Origin of the sequence: Rothia koreensis (assembly GCF_004136575.1) — a bacterium.
Lineage (GTDB): Bacteria > Actinomycetota > Actinomycetes > Actinomycetales > Micrococcaceae > Rothia > Rothia koreensis.
Window position 1 is genome coordinate 55341 of record NZ_NOIQ01000008.1, and the last position, 16229, is coordinate 71569.

20 protein-coding genes are annotated in these 16229 nt (G+C 60.1%); 13 read left to right on the top strand and 7 right to left on the bottom strand.

All coding sequences use genetic code 11. From position 1 onward, the window contains the following. Window positions 1–9 precede the first annotated feature (9 nt). Genes EWU68_RS07665 through EWU68_RS07680 form a run of 4 tightly spaced genes read left to right on the top strand, consistent with a single transcriptional unit; the run spans window position 10 to window position 2110 of the window. On the top strand, window positions 10–450 hold the full coding sequence (locus EWU68_RS07665) for a hypothetical protein (RefSeq protein ID WP_156265383.1): 441 nt from the start codon (window positions 10–12) through the stop codon (window positions 448–450). Continuing rightward, entirely contained in the window at window positions 447–812 is a 366-nt protein-coding gene (locus EWU68_RS07670; protein ID WP_129315542.1) for a hypothetical protein, read from the top strand. The genes EWU68_RS07665 and EWU68_RS07670 overlap by 4 nt, the downstream gene beginning before the upstream one ends. 37 nt (window positions 813–849) lie before the next feature. After that, on the top strand, window positions 850–1614 hold the full coding sequence (locus tag EWU68_RS07675; RefSeq protein WP_129315543.1) for a peptidoglycan amidohydrolase family protein: 765 nt from the start codon (window positions 850–852) through the stop codon (window positions 1612–1614). A 19-nt stretch (window positions 1615–1633) separates the two neighbouring features. Continuing rightward, window positions 1634–2110 carry a hypothetical protein gene (locus EWU68_RS07680; RefSeq protein WP_129315544.1) on the top strand — a complete coding sequence of 159 codons (477 nt, stop codon included), beginning with the start codon at window positions 1634–1636 and terminating at the stop codon, window positions 2108–2110. Between the two features lie 440 nt (window positions 2111–2550). Here EWU68_RS07680 and EWU68_RS07685 read toward each other — a convergent pair whose 3' ends face one another. Next, window positions 2551–3210, bottom strand: coding sequence for a hypothetical protein (locus tag EWU68_RS07685; protein WP_129315545.1), 660 nt, complete (start codon window positions 3208–3210; stop codon window positions 2551–2553). A gap of 511 nt (window positions 3211–3721) precedes the next feature. Beyond that, a complete protein-coding gene (locus tag EWU68_RS07690; RefSeq protein WP_129315546.1) occupies window positions 3722–4699 on the bottom strand; it encodes a glycosyltransferase family 2 protein in 978 nt (325 codons plus the stop codon). Window positions 4700–4814: 115 nt separating this feature from the next. Here EWU68_RS07690 and EWU68_RS07695 point away from each other — a divergent pair, with 115 nt between their 5' ends. Next, window positions 4815–5303, top strand: a complete 489-nt coding sequence (locus EWU68_RS07695; RefSeq protein ID WP_129315547.1) for an ASCH domain-containing protein — start codon at window positions 4815–4817, stop codon at window positions 5301–5303. A 31-nt stretch (window positions 5304–5334) separates the two neighbouring features. Here the strand turns inward: EWU68_RS07695 and EWU68_RS07700 are convergent, their stop codons facing one another. From EWU68_RS07700 to EWU68_RS07715, 4 genes are all read right to left on the bottom strand, one after another. Continuing rightward, window positions 5335–6951 (bottom strand): amidohydrolase, encoded by a 1617-nt coding sequence (locus tag EWU68_RS07700; protein WP_129315548.1) that lies wholly within the window; start codon window positions 6949–6951, stop codon window positions 5335–5337. Then, window positions 6952–8412 (bottom strand): sodium:solute symporter family protein, encoded by a 1461-nt coding sequence (locus tag EWU68_RS07705; protein ID WP_129315549.1) that lies wholly within the window; start codon window positions 8410–8412, stop codon window positions 6952–6954. Continuing rightward, window positions 8409–8654 (bottom strand): hypothetical protein, encoded by a 246-nt coding sequence (locus EWU68_RS07710; RefSeq protein WP_129315550.1) that lies wholly within the window; start codon window positions 8652–8654, stop codon window positions 8409–8411. Before EWU68_RS07710 ends, EWU68_RS07705 begins: the two co-directional genes overlap by 4 nt. Before the next feature lie 215 nt (window positions 8655–8869). Further along, window positions 8870–9889: an LCP family protein gene (locus EWU68_RS07715; RefSeq protein ID WP_129315551.1), complete on the bottom strand. Its 1020-nt coding sequence runs from the start codon at window positions 9887–9889 to the stop codon at window positions 8870–8872. 248 nt (window positions 9890–10137) lie between these two features. Between EWU68_RS07715 and EWU68_RS07725 the strand changes: the two genes are divergently transcribed. From EWU68_RS07725 to EWU68_RS07735, 3 genes are all read left to right on the top strand, one after another. Continuing rightward, complete coding sequence (locus EWU68_RS07725; RefSeq protein ID WP_129315552.1) at window positions 10138–10875, top strand: ZIP family metal transporter; 738 nt, start codon at window positions 10138–10140, stop codon at window positions 10873–10875. A 122-nt stretch (window positions 10876–10997) separates the two neighbouring features. Beyond that, window positions 10998–11675 (top strand): hypothetical protein, encoded by a 678-nt coding sequence (locus EWU68_RS07730; protein WP_129315553.1) that lies wholly within the window; start codon window positions 10998–11000, stop codon window positions 11673–11675. A gap of 12 nt (window positions 11676–11687) precedes the next feature. Further along, window positions 11688–11876 (top strand): hypothetical protein, encoded by a 189-nt coding sequence (locus EWU68_RS07735; RefSeq protein WP_129315554.1) that lies wholly within the window; start codon window positions 11688–11690, stop codon window positions 11874–11876. Window positions 11877–11883: 7 nt separating this feature from the next. Here the strand turns inward: EWU68_RS07735 and EWU68_RS07740 are convergent, their stop codons facing one another. Beyond that, a complete protein-coding gene (locus tag EWU68_RS07740) occupies window positions 11884–12186 on the bottom strand; it encodes a recombinase family protein (RefSeq protein WP_338049678.1) in 303 nt (100 codons plus the stop codon). 101 nt (window positions 12187–12287) lie between these two features. On the opposite strand from EWU68_RS07740, the gene EWU68_RS13030 reads away from it, so the two are divergent. The 5 genes from EWU68_RS13030 to EWU68_RS13530 all read left to right on the top strand — a co-directional run bounded on the left by EWU68_RS13030 (window position 12288) and on the right by EWU68_RS13530 (window position 15749). Next, on the top strand, window positions 12288–12458 hold the full coding sequence (locus tag EWU68_RS13030) for a hypothetical protein (RefSeq protein ID WP_156265384.1): 171 nt from the start codon (window positions 12288–12290) through the stop codon (window positions 12456–12458). Between the two features lie 75 nt (window positions 12459–12533). After that, window positions 12534–12659 (top strand): hypothetical protein, encoded by a 126-nt coding sequence (locus EWU68_RS13425; protein ID WP_274542742.1) that lies wholly within the window; start codon window positions 12534–12536, stop codon window positions 12657–12659. A gap of 629 nt (window positions 12660–13288) precedes the next feature. Next, entirely contained in the window at window positions 13289–13894 is a 606-nt protein-coding gene (locus EWU68_RS07745; RefSeq protein ID WP_129315568.1) for an HD domain-containing protein, read from the top strand. Window positions 13895–13970: 76 nt separating this feature from the next. After that, window positions 13971–15044 carry a DUF418 domain-containing protein gene (locus tag EWU68_RS07750; protein WP_129315555.1) on the top strand — a complete coding sequence of 358 codons (1074 nt, stop codon included), beginning with the start codon at window positions 13971–13973 and terminating at the stop codon, window positions 15042–15044. 462 nt (window positions 15045–15506) lie between these two features. After that, window positions 15507–15749, top strand: a complete 243-nt coding sequence (locus EWU68_RS13530) for a DUF2726 domain-containing protein (protein ID WP_420852879.1) — start codon at window positions 15507–15509, stop codon at window positions 15747–15749. Window positions 15750–16229: the final 480 nt, after the last annotated feature.

The following is a 16229-nucleotide window of genomic DNA, read 5'->3' on the forward strand; positions in this document are numbered from 1 at the left end:
GTGGGCCTGATGAGAAATCTTGGTCAACGTATCCTTCTTCTTGGCGTTTTCGTTGTCAGTCTGGCGCAGGTTATCGCGTATACGCCGTATTTTGGTGGTCCTTATGAGTCGTCCGGCCCGATGTTTTTGACTGATAACGGGTCGGCCATGTGGTTGTACGTCGCCCTATGGGGCGTGGGCGCTGTCCTTGCTCTGGTCGGGATGATCCGGGGCAAGGGCGGCCTCGCTACTTTGTGGTTCGCGTTCCTTATGCTGACGTGGGCGGCGGGCTACATGGGGGCCTGGCCTACTCAGGAGGGCGACCGTTACACGCGGGCCTGGATGTCGGCGGCCCTGTACGGGGGCAACGGGATTAACGCGCTCGGGGCGTTCTACCTGATGCGGCACATTGACGACAGACGAGCGTCCGATATTACGGAGGCGCATAAGATTGTGAGGCGGGATGAATGAGCGAATACGCCCCTTACCTCATTCCCGGTGTTGTCGCAATCATTGTCGCCTGGTTGGGGTTGAAGCCGAAGAAAACTGATCCTGACCAGTTGTTGCGTGATGACCTTAAATATATGGGGGAGCGTGTCGAGCAACAGCGGAAGATTAGCGAATCATTGGAGGCGCAGGTCGATGAGTTGCGGCGTGACCGTGATGCCCAGAAGCAGGAGATTTTTTCACTGAAAAATAAGGTGGATGACCTGTGGGTTCGGATGCGTAAAGTTGTTGATTATGCGCGCACGTTGGAGAACCGTATTACGGGGTTGACGGGTAAACCGCATGAGCGCCCGTCTGAGCTTGAAGAGATTTTCGAGCGTCATTAGGGTGCTCAACATATTTTTTGGAAGGAGCATTGGTGCGATGACCAACATGGAAGCGGCTATCGGTTGGTTTCAGGATAGGGCTGGGGCTGTCACGTATTCGATGGATTACCGTAACGGGCCGGGGTCTTACGACTGCTCCAGTTCCGTCTATTATGCGCTGATGGACGCTGGGGCTAACACGTCCGGCACGGTTGGGAATACCGAGTCCATGTTTTCGGATTTGCCTTCGTGGGGTTTCCAGGAGGTTCAGGCTACGGCGGAGGGCATCCCTACCCAGCGGGGCGACATCTTTATCTGGGGTGACCCTGGAAGCTCAGCAGGCGCGGCGGGCCATACGGGGATTTTCGTTGACTCTGACAATATCCTGCATTGTAATTTCGGCTACAACGGTATCACCCTGAACAATCACGATTATATTTGGTCGGCTAATGGTTCCCCGCCGTGTCACATTTTCCGTTATTCCGGGGGCGAATCACCGGCTCCGGCGCAGGTTGAAACACAGACTATCAGTAAGGATTGGTTCGATATGGCTAGTAGGCAGGACCTCGCGGAGGTCGTCAACGATGTACTCCATCAGAACGATGGGTTCATCCGTCAGTGTATCCACAACGTTATCCACAACGAGAAGTTCAACCGTGAAGGGACCGTGAATGGTCAGCCCGTGGGCGGACAGACCACTTTGGTCACGGAAGCGCAGTATAACGCCCAGAACTTCGGGCGATTGAAGGCTGATGTTCTGTTCACCCAGAAGCAGGTGGCCGACCTGACTGCCGAGGTTAAGGCGTCGAAGGAGGGCAAGTAGTATGGAGGCTAAAAAGACTGTGGGTACCACTACCCTTTCGGCTACGGGCGGTTCCGTGGTTGGTGGCGCTTTGGCCGCTATCGTCCTGTACTTTTTCCCTGAGTCGGCGCAGGTCGAGCTGCTTGCGCCATTGACTATCGTGCTCTCAGCGGTCTGCGCTTTGGCGGGCGGGTATTTGTCGCCGTCTAAGGCGGAGACTCTTGCGCCGTACCTGGCTCAGGCTAGCGAGGACATCGCGGACAAGGTTGCTGCGAAGGCTCCTACGGCGGTTGTGCCGTCCGCCGATGAAGTGGCCGAGGCCGTGGCTAATAAGACCAGCACGGGCGGTTACACGGGCGCTCACGCCGCTACTGGCGACGTTGAGCGGCACCGGCCCACTGGGGCACCTGTAGCTACTGAACCGGGCGTAGGCGTCCAGGCGGTCGCGGCACCTGCCGGCACGTCGGACGGCGACTACCCTGACCTTGATTCTTTGGCTAAGGTGGGGACGGTCTAGCCGATCCTCTGTCAGTGGCCAACTAGGTTAGATAGGTGGGGTTACCTGAAAATGACTCTGGGCGACCCCACCGACTAGACTGCACACACGTCTCCGAAACCTTTGTGCTAGCTGTTCGCAGCGGAGACGCATAGAGACCCCCACTCGCCTGTGCCGGTGAGTGGGGGTCCTTTTTGCGTGCGGGGATTGATGTTGACGGACGACTATACTGGTGGCCGTGTCCCATGTCACCTGTCTGTGGGTGTGTATCAGTCGTGGGGCACGGTTTGGCCCCCGGTTTTTACCTTTGTCGCCGGGGGCCTTTCACGGTCCTGCCCCAGACAAGCAGGGCCTATATGCTGTATACGTCTAGTTTGTCCGAAAGCTGTGGACTCCTGTGTAGCTAGGCACGAAGAGACCCCCACTCACCGCCATTGGTGAGTGGGGGTCCTTTTGCGTATCTAATTGGTGAACTCGGGCATGATTCCACCGCTGTCGCGGAGGTCCCACACCTTGGCCGGTTCGAGACTACTCCAATTTTGGGAGTTAATCGTGTCCGGGCTGTATGCGAGGTTGAACGCCATCGCATCGTTAACGTCGCCTTCGATGAGAATCTTCGAACCCGGAACACCGGCCTCACGAATCGCGTCGAGGATCGCGGCGGTGTCACGCTGGGCGCCCTTCACCATACCCTTCTTAGAAAGAGCATCCCGGATCTGGAACTTGATCCATACGCTGTCGTCTGAAGGCTCATACGTGCTGAATTTGGCTTCTTTCGCGCCCGAGGACTTGAGCGCCTTGTTCACCTGCTTTTTCATGGCCGCCTCGGGGTCATCGGGAGCTGGCTTTTCTGACTTGGGTTCCTCAGTTGGCGGGAGCTCGGACTCCACCCGTTCCTTGGGAGCTTCCGACGATGAGGACGATGACGCTTTGTCGCCCGACTTTTTCTCGTCGTCATTGTTGCTGCCACCGCCGACGGCGGAGGCGATAGCGGCGATGACGATGATTACGACGATGATGCCGAGGCAGCCAAGGCATCCACGCTTCCTCTTGGGTCCGTCGGGGGCGCCGGCGGCAGCGTTTCGTTCGCGGCGTTGCTTGCCAGTCCAGTCGATCTTCATGTTGCTTCTCCTGTGGTGCGGGTGTCTTTTTGAGTTTATCCCCGTAGTTGCCTGGGAACTATCTGGGTGGGGTTGTTACGTTGTCCAGCGGTTCGAATTGGGTGGGAGGTGCCGGGGTGGTGTCTTGAGGACTTGGTGTATCGGGCTACATGTGGTGGCCAGCCGGGCGAGTAGGGATGGTTTTTGGCACCGCATGAGGGGCGCCGGGCGTGACTAATCGTTAGTCACGAGTTAGTCACGAGGCCTGAACGCGAGTGAACAGCTGTAAGTAAAAACCCTGGTTTTTCAAGGGGTTTAGACGGTAGTAGACACCCCTAAACCCCTATCTGGGGCACTCAAAATGCGGTTCTTCACGGAGTGTGGGTTCGAGTCCCACCTTGGGCACCAGCAGGTAAAAAGCGAGCCTTGCACGGTACACAACGTACTGCGCAAGGCTCGTTTTTCTTTGTCTGCCGGTCACGATATGGATCGGGTGAGTTTCACGGCGCGCGGCTCGCCGAGCCTGCCATATTCAGGCCCGCCGGGACCGCTGGACGTAGGAGCCGTACAGCGTGCGATAGGCGGAGGGGGACAGGCGCAGGAGAAGGCCCGCGGCACCGAAGAACGGGGCCGTCTTGAGCGTCCTCAGTACCAGGGGCAACCGCATGGCCTCCTGGCAACCCTTCACATAGCCGCGCAGGTTCTCCGGCCGCAGCCTGAGGGCGGTTTGTGCGGCGTTCAAGAAGCACAGAACCCACGCGACCGCGAGGGCGTTCTTCTCCGTCTCGGTTCCCAGGTGTGCATTCGTCGTCATCTTGAGGTGCTCGACATGGCGCCAGCAGTCCTCCAAGGGAGGACAGGCTGATGATGTGACGGGCGATTCGTCGACCGAGTACCAGTGCAGGGCATCGCGCAAAACCTTCACCCTGCGTGCCCGCTTGAAGGCCGGGACCGTGAACGCTTCGTCCTTGATATTGCCGATCGGAGGAAACGTCACCCCGCGAATGCGGCTTGCCCGATAGATCTTGTCCCAGGCGTAGGGAGTCATTTCGTCCCGCAGCACCTGCAACATCGCATCGTGGCCGGTGCAGGTCCCCGGTTCACCCCGGCGTCGATACGTGGTCTCGCCCGATTCGTGGTGCAGGCAATGCGCGCACACGATCACATCGCTCGTCGGCGTCACCGCGTTGTGCATGGTTTCCAGGAACGTCGGCGTGTACTGGTCGTCCGAGTCGAGAAAAGCAATCCATTGCCCCTCCGCCTCCCGGAGCCCGTGGTTCCGGGTCTCCGCCAGACCGAGATGCTGTTGATTCTCCAGGTAGCGGATTCGGGGGTCCGGATGCTCCCCGAGGTATTCGGCGACTACCAATTTGAGGTCATCGGGTGATGCGTCATTGACGATCAGCAGTTCGAAGTCCGGGTCCGTTTGGCCCGTGACACTCTTGATGGCGCGTTCGATCGTGCCCGCCGTGTTGAAGGCAGGCATGATCACACTCGTTCGAGGTGACATGATGTGTGGTTCTCCCGTGGTTCTAGACGGTGATTCGACTATACGTGGGAGGAGACCACGGCTGGTCCATTGTGACGCCGATCGCTCTTCACGTGCGTCCGGCTACACTATGAGCATGCCCAAGGAACCACGTGACCCCCAGCTCGCGCCGTTCTGGGAGGACGTCCGGCGAACGGTTCCGGGCCTGCCGAAGGAGCTGCCGGGTCGGGAACACGTATGGGCCTTCGGCGCCACCGCTGAGCAAGCTGATGAACTGCTCCGTCTGGTGCTCGAGGGAACCAAGACGGGTACGTCGAGCTCCCTCTGGGACTACGAGGCCGACCAGGAATCCCTCCCGCGAGTGGGCCAATACGACGTCGTCCTGGACGGTTCGGGCACAGCCCGCGCGGTGCTGAGAACCACCCGGGTCGACGTCGTGCCGTTCGGACTGGTCGGCGAAGACCACGCCTTCGCAGAGGGAGAGGGGGACCGCACGCTGGCATTCTGGCGAGACGTGCACCGCGATTTCTTCGAACGGTTCGCCAGCCACGACCGAGGTTTTCGCGAGGACATGCCGGTGGTCTGCGAACGCTTCCGTGTGGTGTATCCGGCCGTTCGCACCTGACCGGGTCTTGCCGGGCGTAGTCGGCGGCCCCTCAGAATCCGCCGTCGTTGTACACGAATTCCCCTCCGACCACCGTGGCCAGCGCCGAAACGTCTCCAGTGTCTTCGGCAGCGGATCCCACGATGTCGCGATCGAGCACGGTGAGGTCGGCGTCCATGCCGGCCCTGAGCGTCCCCAGGTGGTCCTCGTCGTGGGTCAAGTAGGCGCTGTCCGAGGTCAAGGCATGCAACGCCGCCCGCTGGTCGATCCGCTGGTCCTCGCCCAAGGTGGAACCGCCACTGGTCCGTCGCGTGACCGCGGTGTGGAACGTCGACAAGGCATCCATGGGCGTGATCGGGCAGTCGGAATGCATTCCGAAGTGCAGCCCGCCCTTCTGCGCATCCCGCGTCGGGTCGATTCTGGAGGCCCGATCGGCGCCGATGAATTGGTCCCGATGACGGTCTCCCCAGTAATAGATATGATTCGCAAAAATTGATGCAACGGAATCGGATTCGACCAGGGAAGAAATGTCTTCGACCGACGCCATTTGAAGATGTTCGAGCCGGTGCCTGGGGTCTTGCTGCCCCGACGCCTCGCGCAATGCTGCGAATGCGCGGGCCACCGTCGAAATGGCGAGGTCGCCGTTGGCATGGACGGCGCATTGGCCCCCGGCGTCGTCGATGTGCCGCAGAATATCCACGAGCTCTTCGGGGGAATAGAGAAGCTCGCCGCATTCGGTGTCGAGGCAGGAATACGGTTCTTTGAGCGCACCGGAGAGACCCTGAATTGAGCCGTCGGACCAGAACTTGGCGCCCGCGACCCGGTAGTTTCCGGATGCGGGCTGTGCGAAGAGGTCGGGTGAATCGTTCAAGTAGTCCTGGGCGAGGTCTGCCCTGATATATCCGGTGACCCTCAACGGGATATTGCCCTGGGCGGCCAGCGACCGCCATGTCCGGAGTTCGTCGTCCCCTGCCATGATTCCGACGGCGAGGTCGTGGATCGAGGTCATACCGCGTCGGACGGCGACGTCGGCCGCGTCTCGTGCCGCCTGTTCTATGTCGGATTCCGAGGGCTGTGGCATCGCGTCCAGCGCCGCGTGCACGGCCCCCATTTCCCACATCAGACCGGTCAGTCTTCCGGATTCATCACGGATGAAGTGGCCGTTCGCCGGGTCCGGACGGTCCTCGTGAATGCCGGCCAGGTCGAGGGCCTTCGAATTGGCCACGACGAAGTGGGCCGAAATGTGCGAGATGACCACGGGCACGTCCACGCTCACGGCGTCCAGGTCATCCCGGGTCGGGTGACGTCCTTCCGTGAGCAGCGTGTTGTCGTACCCCCATCCCCGCAACCACTGCCCGTCCGACACGGACGCCAGGTCGGAACGGAGGGCATCTTGGATATCCGCGATGGAGTATTCACCCGTGCTGCGGCAGTCGGTCCAGTTCTGGGTCAGGCCGAAGAAAATGGGGTGGACATGGGACTCGACGAGACCGGGGACGACGACGGCGCCGTCGAGGTCCACCTGCCTGGCTCCGGACCCGGTGGCCGCCCGGGCCTCGTCAAGAGTACCGGCCGACAGCACGCGGCCCTGGTCCACCGCCAAGGCCTCGACCGGCTCGCTCCAGGCATCGGTGCGGATGGTTCCGTTGAAGAACGTGGTGGCTGGCATTCAGGAGGACCTCACTTTTTTGCTTGTCGTGCGCGTATCCGGGGAGCTGGTACCTCCCCGCAGTGCGATGGACCGGAGAGCTTTGGGGGCCGGGGCCACGAACCTGCCGATGAGGATCACCAGCAGGTTGGCGGCCAGCGCGGGAACTCCGATATTGACCCCGCTGAATGTGGCACCCGAGACGTAGAAACCGATCGACGCGACCGAGCCGACCGCGAGCCCGAGCGCGATAACACTCGGCCTGACCCGGGCCGGGAAAATCATGAGCGCCACGGGGACAATGAACTGGGTGATTCCGTAGTAGGAGGTGTTGATCAGCGTTCCCATGATCGAGGGAGCGGCGAGGGTCAGCACGATGGAGATGGCCAGATACACGAAGATGACCGCCTGAGTAAGTGGCTTCTGCCTGGCCTCACTGACGTGGGGGACGATGTTCCTCGATACCAGCGTGCCGATGACAAGCGCTGATGCCGCAAGTACGACGATCGCGCACAACGCGGCGCCGCCGGCGACCAGGCCCAGCAGCCAGTCGGGCAGCAACTGGCGGGCGACCTCGATGAAAGCCAGGTTGGTGTCCGCCCCGCTCAGCCCGGGGGCCGCGGAGATCGCGAAGAATGAGGTCAACAGCAGGAACGGGTACATGAGCATGTACAGCGGCATGGCGATCTGACTGCGCCTGATTCCCACGGGTGATTTTCCGCTGACCACGGCTTGGACCACGAAGGGGAACATATAGAAGCCCAGAGTCTGGAACAGCAGCGTCGAGATCGTATTGATCATGGGCGGCCCGGCGGGGATCGTGCTGTGGGAGGACCCCAGGTCGGCTTCGGCGACGATGGTCGCGACGTTCGGCCCCTTGCTCAGGACGAAGACGGCGACCAGGACGATCACGAAAACCAGCGCGAAGTCTTTCAGGAAACTCACGTAGGCCGGTGCCCTGATTCCGGACAGCAGCACGAACACCAGGGATATGCCGACGCCGATCAGGACCGTCACCAGGGGACTCAGCCCCAGACCGAGGCCGCTGAGGGCCACTTCGAGGCCGGTCAATTGCAATTGGGCCCAGGGGACCATGAACACGACGCCGAGCACGGCGGCCGTCAGTTCCAGAGTCCGGGAGTTGAAGTGACCCCGCAAAATATCCGGCAGGTTGACCGCATCGTATTTGCGGCCGGCCTTCCACAGCAGGGGGAGGAGGAAATAGCCGATGGGATACCCCAACAGGATGTATCCCATGAACCAGACGGAGTACATCACACCGTCTGCGTAGACGCCCCCGGGAAATCCGATGATCGTGCCGATCGAATAGACCTCGCCCACGACCATGATGAAGATGACGATGGAGCCGAAGCTTCGACCGCCGACCATGAAGTCCGAGGTCGAGGAGCCGGCGCCGACTCGTGAATACAGGCCGAGACCGACGGCGACCAGCAGGACCAGGACAAACATCGCAATGGTCATGAATGCATCTCTCCGGTCTGCTCGTCCACGTCGTCGAGCTGGTAGTCGGCGTCCTTGTCGAAGAGCCGCCAACTGATCCACATGGCCAGGCTCATGAACGGAAACATCGCAAACATGAATGCCAGGACCGCGGGTATTCCGAGGAACTTCGCGGGTGAACTGCCGAGAAGCAGAATCCCCGTGATCAGAAGGACCCCTGGCACGATGAGCGCGATCGTCACGCTCGCCATTCTGGGAATCATTGCCCCTCCTTGGATGTAGGCCTGATCACAGTTCTATGCCCTGTCGCACTGCCGCACAAGGCGAGATACTTTTTCGCTGACCGTACGATCACAATGCGCGCGGAAGCCCGCGCACCGTGATAGTGCGCGGGCGGACGGCCTGGGAGGGATGATCTGGGAGGGGCGGTCGGGGAGGGACGCGCGGAGTGACTCCGCCGCGCGCAGTCTGTTGTCGGTCAGCTGTGCTGAAGGGTTTTCAGCAGTGCAGCGCCTTCGTCGGACAGCTCGACCCTGTTGGTATCCCACGGATAGGGGACGACGGGCAACTGCTCGAAGTCGACGTGGTCGCGTTCCACGGTCGCGAAAGCACGGAGGAGCGCCGTCAGGTCGGAAGGATTCTTGAGACCGTCGTCGACGGTTATCGCGGAGGACGCCTTGTCCAAGATGTCGAACATTTTCAGCGGATCGCTCAGGACAGAATCCTTGTCGGCCTTTTTCAGAATCGCTTTCATGACGCTTTGCTGATGCCCGATGCGGGCAAGGTCGCTCCCGTCCCCGATGGCGTGCCGAGTACGGGCCATGGCCAGGGCGTCCTTCCCATGCAGGGTATGGCAGCCGGCCTGCACCTTGAGATTGGCATCGGGGTCGTTGATCGCCTCCGGCAGGCACATGTCGATGCCACCGAGGGAATCGACGATCGACATGAATCCTCCGAAACTGACGTCGACGTAGTGGTCGAGTTTCATGCCCGTCAGGTCGCTGACTGCCGCGACCAACTGGGAATCTCCTTCTTCGAGCAGAGAATTGATCTGTATGGGCTGGTTGGGGTTCGACGAGTACTCCGCGGACCCCTTGGGCGGGGTGACCATCGTGTCACGAGGGATCTGAACACCCGTGGCCTTGTCGTGGGCCGCATTGAGATGGACCACCATCATCGAGTCGCTGCGGCGGCCTTCGGCGTCTCCCGCCTCGATCGATCCGTCTCTCTCATCCGAGCCCACGACCAGGATGTTCAACGGACCGTCCATATCCGGTGAGGAATTCAGCCCATCCACGGCGGTCGACCGGACGTTGTTGGAGAGGTGATGGACGACGCCGATGCCGGCAATCGTCGCGGCCGTGACCGTGATCGCTGTGGTTGCGGCCGCGATCCTGAAGCCTTTTCTGGCGTACCACGGACGTCGCGCGGGCGGGGGAGCCACTGGGAGGCTCTCGGTCGGGAATTCGTGCTGGCTGTTCTGGTGGCCGTAGGACATAGGGGATCCTTGCGGTGAGAAGAAAGGAAAGCGGAGGAGCGGAGAGCGCGGGGGACGCTGCGTCCTGCATATCGAATTCAATCCAACGTTGCTGGGGAAAGCGTGGAAAAAGCGTCGACGTTTCCCCGAAGGTTGTCAGGGACAAACCGAGTTCGGCAGATCATGCTCGTCGAGAAAAATGGGGCGCCGAGTTGCTCACCGTGTGGAGGAAGGTGTTGCATGGGTCGAGTCGCGAATGGAGGACAGGAATGGCGATCGCACTCTTGCTGGGCGCCAGCGCAGCCGCAGCAACTCTCATTGGCGGGCTGGTCGCCATACGGGTCCAGGACAGGAAGCACCTGGTCCTGGGCGCCGCAGGAGGCGTGATCCTGGGCGTCGTGGCCTTCGATCTCCTGCCGGAAGCCTTCGAGGGGAACACCCAAGAGCTTTTCGGAATCCCATGGGTCATGGTGCTCTTTCTCGCCGGATTCATGACCATTCACGTGGTGGAGAAATCCCTCGAAATGCACAGCGCCAATGAGGAGCATTACGCCCGGCACAGCCACTCTTTGAAACCCTTGGGGTTGCTCGCGGGCGGCGCGCTGGTTGCCCACAGCTTCATGGACGGGCTCAGCCTCGGCGTCAGCCTGACGGCAGGAGCGGGGCTGGCCCTCACAGTCGGGATCGCCGTCCTGGCCCACGACTTCGCCGACGGGTTCAACACCTTCACGCTCACGGCCATGTTCGGCAACGGCCGGCGGCGCGCCGTCGTCGTGCTGGTCCTCGACGCACTGGCTCCGATCGTCGGCGCCGTGGTTGGCTCGGCGCTGCATCTCAGCCCGTCGGCCATCGCTTTGTACCTCGCCTATTTCGCCGGGTTCCTGCTCCACATCGCCACGAGCCACATCCTGCCCGAAGCCCACGCCGACCACCCCGCGTGGGGGACGCTGGGGGCCACCCTCGGCGGCGTCGTCTTCATGGGCGCCATCATGACGGTGGCCCACTAGGACGCCGTACTGGCCACGATGCTTCGTCGGGGCCAGGGGGACGGTCGTAGCTCCCGGCCGAAGCCCTGAGCCTGTCTTCTTTCGGCTCACGGGCTGGGGCGAGCTTGTGGGCGACTCCGGGAATGATCATTGACGATCAGCTCATCGGAGCCGTAGCGAACACGTCCTCCGCCCAGCAGGGATCGACAGACATGAACCTGCTCAGTGGTAACGAATCCAAGAACCTGACCGACAAGGTGGCAGCAGGTATCAATGACGGGACTTACACCAGCCACGCAGGGTCATCGTCTTTGGACTTCAACAGGGCGAAAGTGTACAAAGTAACTTCCGGCGACCAGACGTTTACATCCGTCTCGGTGCCGACCAATGGCGACTACACAACGACGAGCAACTTCACTGCCCTCTTCGACAAAGATGGCAATTCACTCAACTACAGTGAAACGCTCTACTCACAGGGACCATCCGGCACATTTCATCTGGACAAGTATGCCAACGGTCAGATGAGTGAGAGCAAAGATACCGACGTCCAGTACAAAACGAACCAGCAAATCAGCCAGGAAGACACCCAAAGTTCCTCAGATGGAGCTACCACTTACAAGAGCACTGGGGACAAAGTCGCTTGCGTGGCCTCAGTACTGGGAGTCTCCGGCACGGTTGGATACCTCATTGTCGGCGCGTGCGCCGGGGCTTGCGCTGCCGGAGAAACCGGCGTGACCATTCCGGTCTGTGTCGCATGCATCGGCGGGTATGCGACCGTAGGAGGCGCCTCGGTAACCGCTGTCGCCAGCTGCTTCAACTAGAGAGGAAACACGATGTCCAAAAAACAGACCCTGGCCGGGTTCATCATCGGCTTGGCCGTCTCAAGCGGGATCTTCCTTCTCCTCCTTCCTGGCCTGTTCGACCGAGCCTCATCGGGACACATCTGGCTCACGTGGTTGTTCTTCGGCCTCGCCGTCGGCTGCGCCGCAGGGACACTCCTGACTCGACGGTCCGCCCAATAATTCACGGTCACTTTCCCCTATGGGGGAGGAAATCAATCCTCCGGTCCCCCTTCCAGGCACGCGCACGGGTAGCTGCCAACCCGTCACGAGCCGGCCCCACAATCAGGTTGCGCTCGAATTCCGCAATGGCCACCAGCATGTGGAAGAACGACCGGGAACCAGCAGTGGTGGTATCAATCCCCTGACACAGGGCCAACAGCCCCACACCTTGGTCCTGCAAATCATTAGCGACCTGCTTGTGGTTTCCCGCCAAACGACCGAGTCGATCCGGCTTGGTCACCACGAGGGTGTCGCCGTGCCCGGGATACACCAGAGGCCGGTCCAGAGCAGGTGTTTCGTTACAGTCCCCGAAGCGTCGGGCACGAACGCCTGAACGTACAAGACCTTACGGGGGCGATCAGCTTTGTCCACGTGAGGCGGCTCTTCTACGACGCCGAAGGCAGTCAGCTCAGCGACAGCACCGGATATTACATCGTTCGCGAGGGCGACGACGGCCTGCAGGCCTGCGTGTGCGTCCAGACCGAATTACTCGCAGTTGCGGTGGCCGATCGTTGCTACGCCGCCTGTCTGGCACTCGCTTGAATACCGGGCCGACGGTCGGATCCTCCTGTGGTGAGTGGAGGTGCTAGCTTGGCACGACTTGCTCACCATATTTTCATGATCGAATTCATCAAGGGCCGAGGTCGGGAGGCCGAAATGATATTGGTCATCGGTGATACGGGAAATATTGGCTCGGAAGTTGTCAATCAACTTTCCGAAAAGGGCAGAAAGTTCGGGCGCTGAGTCGGAGCCCGGAGAAGGTGACTTGGCCACCCAACGTTGAGGCTGTCAAGGGAGACTTGAACGACTCCATCAGGACAAGAAACATGTTGAGCGACGTCCATAGAGGTCAGTTCCGATAGTCAATGTACCGCTCGGAGGACAAATCCTGATTCCGCGAGCTCCGCTGGAGGGCCAGGAGCGCTTGTACGTAGCCGTAGGTGTCCGCCAGCCCGCCGACGGACACGGCCCACGCCAGAGTCGTCCCGCTGCATTCGAAGTTGACCGGTTGCTTGGATGCAGCCTTCGTTGTGGACCCGGCCTGACTAGGCTATTCTGTACTTGCGAGTATAAAATCGGCTCGCAGTCGACCCATACGTAGTCAGAAAGGGCGGAGCGTGGACATCCACGGAATCATTCAAAGTGGCTCTAAGATCATCCAGGCGATCTTGGATCTCCTGCACAACCTCGGAATCCTCTGAGGCAGGAGGAGCCTTATCGCAGGCGGATCGGTGCGTCCTTCCCGGAGAAGGCCACGCCGATCCGCCGTATGCGTCGCCGGTGAACTGCCGAGGCTCAAATACCAAGCCTGGGCGCAACAGATTTCCGCCCCTCAACAACAACCATCCACAACGCGTGTATATGATCGCATCATGCGGTTGGACGATTTCACGGCTCCCAATACCTCGGCCGCTCGAGGTGCCCTGGCGCTTTCGCGGCAATACTATTCGCCGGCCATGAAGAATCACGTGCTGCGCTCGTGGTACATCGCGGAAGGTATAGCGGTCGCGCATGCGATAGAGGGCCTCGACCATGAATTGCTCTATGTCTCGGCTTTGCTGCACGATATCGGCATTTCCGAGGAATTCGACAATGACACCTTGTCCTATGAACACGCGGGAGGACATGTCGGCATAGCGCTCACGGCCGGTGCCGGGTGGTCCAGCGATCGTCGCCAACGCGTGCTGGACGTCGTCGTGCGCCATAACTGGACCTCGGTGGATCCCGACCTGGATCCGGAGGGCTACGTTCTGGAATTGGCCACCGGTCTGGACGTGACGGGAGCGAACCTGGATGTATTGCCCAGATCCTTTCTGGAAGAGTTGACGAACACGTTTCCTCGGGGGACCTTCGGTCGAGAGTTTTCGACGGCGGTCGCCCGTCAGGCTTCCAAGAAACCCGACACCTCCGCGGCGCGGCTGATGGCCAATGACCTTCCAGGAAGGATGCGGAGACACCCTTTGGAGCCAATCCCGTGAGGCATGAGTCCTTCGACGACTGGTCATCAGGTATTTCACATTCTTCTTGAATTCTGCTCTGTTACCGTGGGCCGGCGTGACACACGTACAGACGCCCCAAAGAACCAAGAAGAGCGCGGATGGCTCGCAGCCGTCGTCGCCGGCGGACCGCATCGTATCGATTGACGTTATCCGCGGAATCGCCATCGCGGGCATATTGCTCATCAATATCAACTATTTCCTGAACCAGGCGGGCCAGACCGGAAGTCCCTCTGGGTCGGACACCGTCATATGGCAGGTTGTCGACGACGTCGCGCTGGGCAAATTCCATTTCGTCTTCGCGTTCCTCTTCGGCGTCGGAATCCACATATTCCTGACGCGTTTACGGGCCAAGGGGCTCTCGGCGTGGGTCTATATCCGGCGAATGGTCATTCTGGTGGCCGCGGGACTCATCAACTCGTTGCTCGGGGGAGTCGACGTGCTCATGACCTACGGGGTCCTCGCCCTTCTGCTCTTGCCGTTGGCCCTGTTGCCGCGGCATGTCTTCGCAGTCTTTGGCATCGCAGCTGCCGTGATCCCCGATGTGATGCAACTGCTGACCGATCTGAACGCCGTCGACTTCCACCTTCCGTCCATCGTGTTGCCGCTACTGTCCTTTGCACGAACAATTGGGCACATGGCGCTCGGGTTCTGGTTGGCGGGGCATAGCCTGTTCTCGAAGAATACCCGGGTCCCTGTCGTTTCCCTTTTCGTTCTCAGCCTTATCGGGTCCGTGCCGATATTGATCTGGACCACGGTTTCGGGAGCTAGGACGAGCGAAGCGCACGACATAGCCTTCCGCACGGCACTGGTTCCCGGTTTCATGTACGTCGCTGGGCTAATACTCCTGCTGAGAACACGTGTTGGGTGGAAGAGCCTTTCGTTCCTGCGCTTTTACGGTCGTATGGCGTTTTCGAACTATCTCGGCCAGACCGTGCTCTGCGTGGCCATACTTCCATCGTTGACGGCCCACGGATACATTTCCGCTCCGGCCGGGCTGGGGATCTGGGCCGCAATCATCGTGGTTCAGTGCGCTTTCTCGACGCTGTGGCTCCGGTACTTCCGCTATGGACCGCTCGAATGGGTCTGGCGGTGCGGAACGTACCTGCGGATCACGCCCTTGCGAGCTTGAAGCGAGCGTGTGCGGCCGGCTCGTGGCCCGTGGTTGGGTCAGTCGGGGTCGATATTCAGGTCCACGTCGAGGGGGAGCGGGTCCAGGCTGAGCCCCATGTCCTCGGTGAGGATTTCGGTGACTCGGCGATTCCGGATGCAGTTTGGCCTGAACGATGTTCGCCGGCACTTCCGAACAGGTCAGGGCAACCGTTCGGTGGGTTGGGAGGAATGCGAGACCGGGAGGCAAGCCCCGAGAACCCGGCCTGACAAAAGGTATCTGCCCAAGCACGGGTGAGTCGATAGGCGTCGTTCATCGGGGCGGTGATGTCGGTGACCACGATGCCGAACATGGCAGCTCTGCTGCTGGCAAGGTCGGCGACGGTCACCGGGTCAAGGGCCAATGGCGTGGCTGTCATATCCAGTGCTTCGATAGCTGGAATAGCCCCCTGGTATAGCACTCAACTACCAAGAGGAGGCGTTCATCCACCGTGCTTCATCGGTAGATTTCGTTGTGATCAATGTCGTTACGAAGAAGCCGGTGTTGGTAGTTGAAGTCGATGGTTTCGCTTGGCACGAGAACAACCCGGTACAAGTGGCTCGGGGCAAGTTAAAGGATTCGATATTGAATAGATGCGGATTGCGACCATTGCGTTTGGCGACGAACGAGAGCGGCGAAGAGGAGAAACTGCGAAATGAACTTTCGGCAGCCACGGCGCAGATGTAATCTTCTTCTGTTGGCTGTATGCGTGTTTTCGCAATTCGTGGGAATCGGCAACTGACGTCTTCGTACATTGTGGTGCCACCTCGCGTCAGATTGAATACCACCAGGGGTGAGTCCGTTCTCCGAACGAGTTCCAGTCGAATGAATCCATATATCACGTTGAAGGGGTAGCCGGTATCGAGTGCGGGTCACGAAAACTTTGTCCGTCCAAGCGATGCTACTAGGAGCCGGGTACGGAGTCGTGCTGTCCTCTATCGTCTATCTTCTAGTTTTGGCCATCGTGGTAGACCAGCCATGCTATGACAAGGGCAGCGACAACGGCTGTACCGACGCCGATCCAGAGACCTATTTCCATCATTAGTCACCCTCTTGATACAGAAATTTCGCTCGTAATCTTCAGTGACAAATCACGTACACATCGCAGGGTACAGCATAATGACTCCCTCCGAGTGATCAGGATCTGATCGTGATGACACCCGCGAA

Bases quoted from the DNA above. Each gene is read 5' to 3' on its own strand.
- EWU68_RS07665 (WP_156265383.1), top strand. From the start codon at position 10: ATGAGAAATCTTGGTCAACGTATCCTTCTTCTTGGCGTTTTCGTTGTC.
- EWU68_RS07670 (WP_129315542.1), top strand. From the start codon at position 447: ATGAGCGAATACGCCCCTTACCTCATTCCCGGTGTTGTCGCAATCATT.
- EWU68_RS07675 (WP_129315543.1), top strand. From the start codon at position 850: ATGACCAACATGGAAGCGGCTATCGGTTGGTTTCAGGATAGGGCTGGG.
- EWU68_RS07685 (WP_129315545.1), bottom strand. From the start codon at position 3,210: ATGAAGATCGACTGGACTGGCAAGCAACGCCGCGAACGAAACGCTGCC.
- EWU68_RS07690 (WP_129315546.1), bottom strand. From the start codon at position 4,699: ATGTCACCTCGAACGAGTGTGATCATGCCTGCCTTCAACACGGCGGGC.
- EWU68_RS07695 (WP_129315547.1), top strand. From the start codon at position 4,815: ATGCCCAAGGAACCACGTGACCCCCAGCTCGCGCCGTTCTGGGAGGAC.
- EWU68_RS07700 (WP_129315548.1), bottom strand. From the start codon at position 6,951: ATGCCAGCCACCACGTTCTTCAACGGAACCATCCGCACCGATGCCTGG.
- EWU68_RS07705 (WP_129315549.1), bottom strand. From the start codon at position 8,412: ATGACCATTGCGATGTTTGTCCTGGTCCTGCTGGTCGCCGTCGGTCTC.
- EWU68_RS07710 (WP_129315550.1), bottom strand. From the start codon at position 8,654: ATGATTCCCAGAATGGCGAGCGTGACGATCGCGCTCATCGTGCCAGGG.
- EWU68_RS07715 (WP_129315551.1), bottom strand. From the start codon at position 9,889: ATGTCCTACGGCCACCAGAACAGCCAGCACGAATTCCCGACCGAGAGC.
- EWU68_RS07725 (WP_129315552.1), top strand. From the start codon at position 10,138: ATGGCGATCGCACTCTTGCTGGGCGCCAGCGCAGCCGCAGCAACTCTC.
- EWU68_RS07730 (WP_129315553.1), top strand. From the start codon at position 10,998: ATGATCATTGACGATCAGCTCATCGGAGCCGTAGCGAACACGTCCTCC.
- EWU68_RS07735 (WP_129315554.1), top strand. From the start codon at position 11,688: ATGTCCAAAAAACAGACCCTGGCCGGGTTCATCATCGGCTTGGCCGTC.
- EWU68_RS13425 (WP_274542742.1), top strand. From the start codon at position 12,534: ATGATCGAATTCATCAAGGGCCGAGGTCGGGAGGCCGAAATGATATTG.
- EWU68_RS07745 (WP_129315568.1), top strand. From the start codon at position 13,289: ATGCGGTTGGACGATTTCACGGCTCCCAATACCTCGGCCGCTCGAGGT.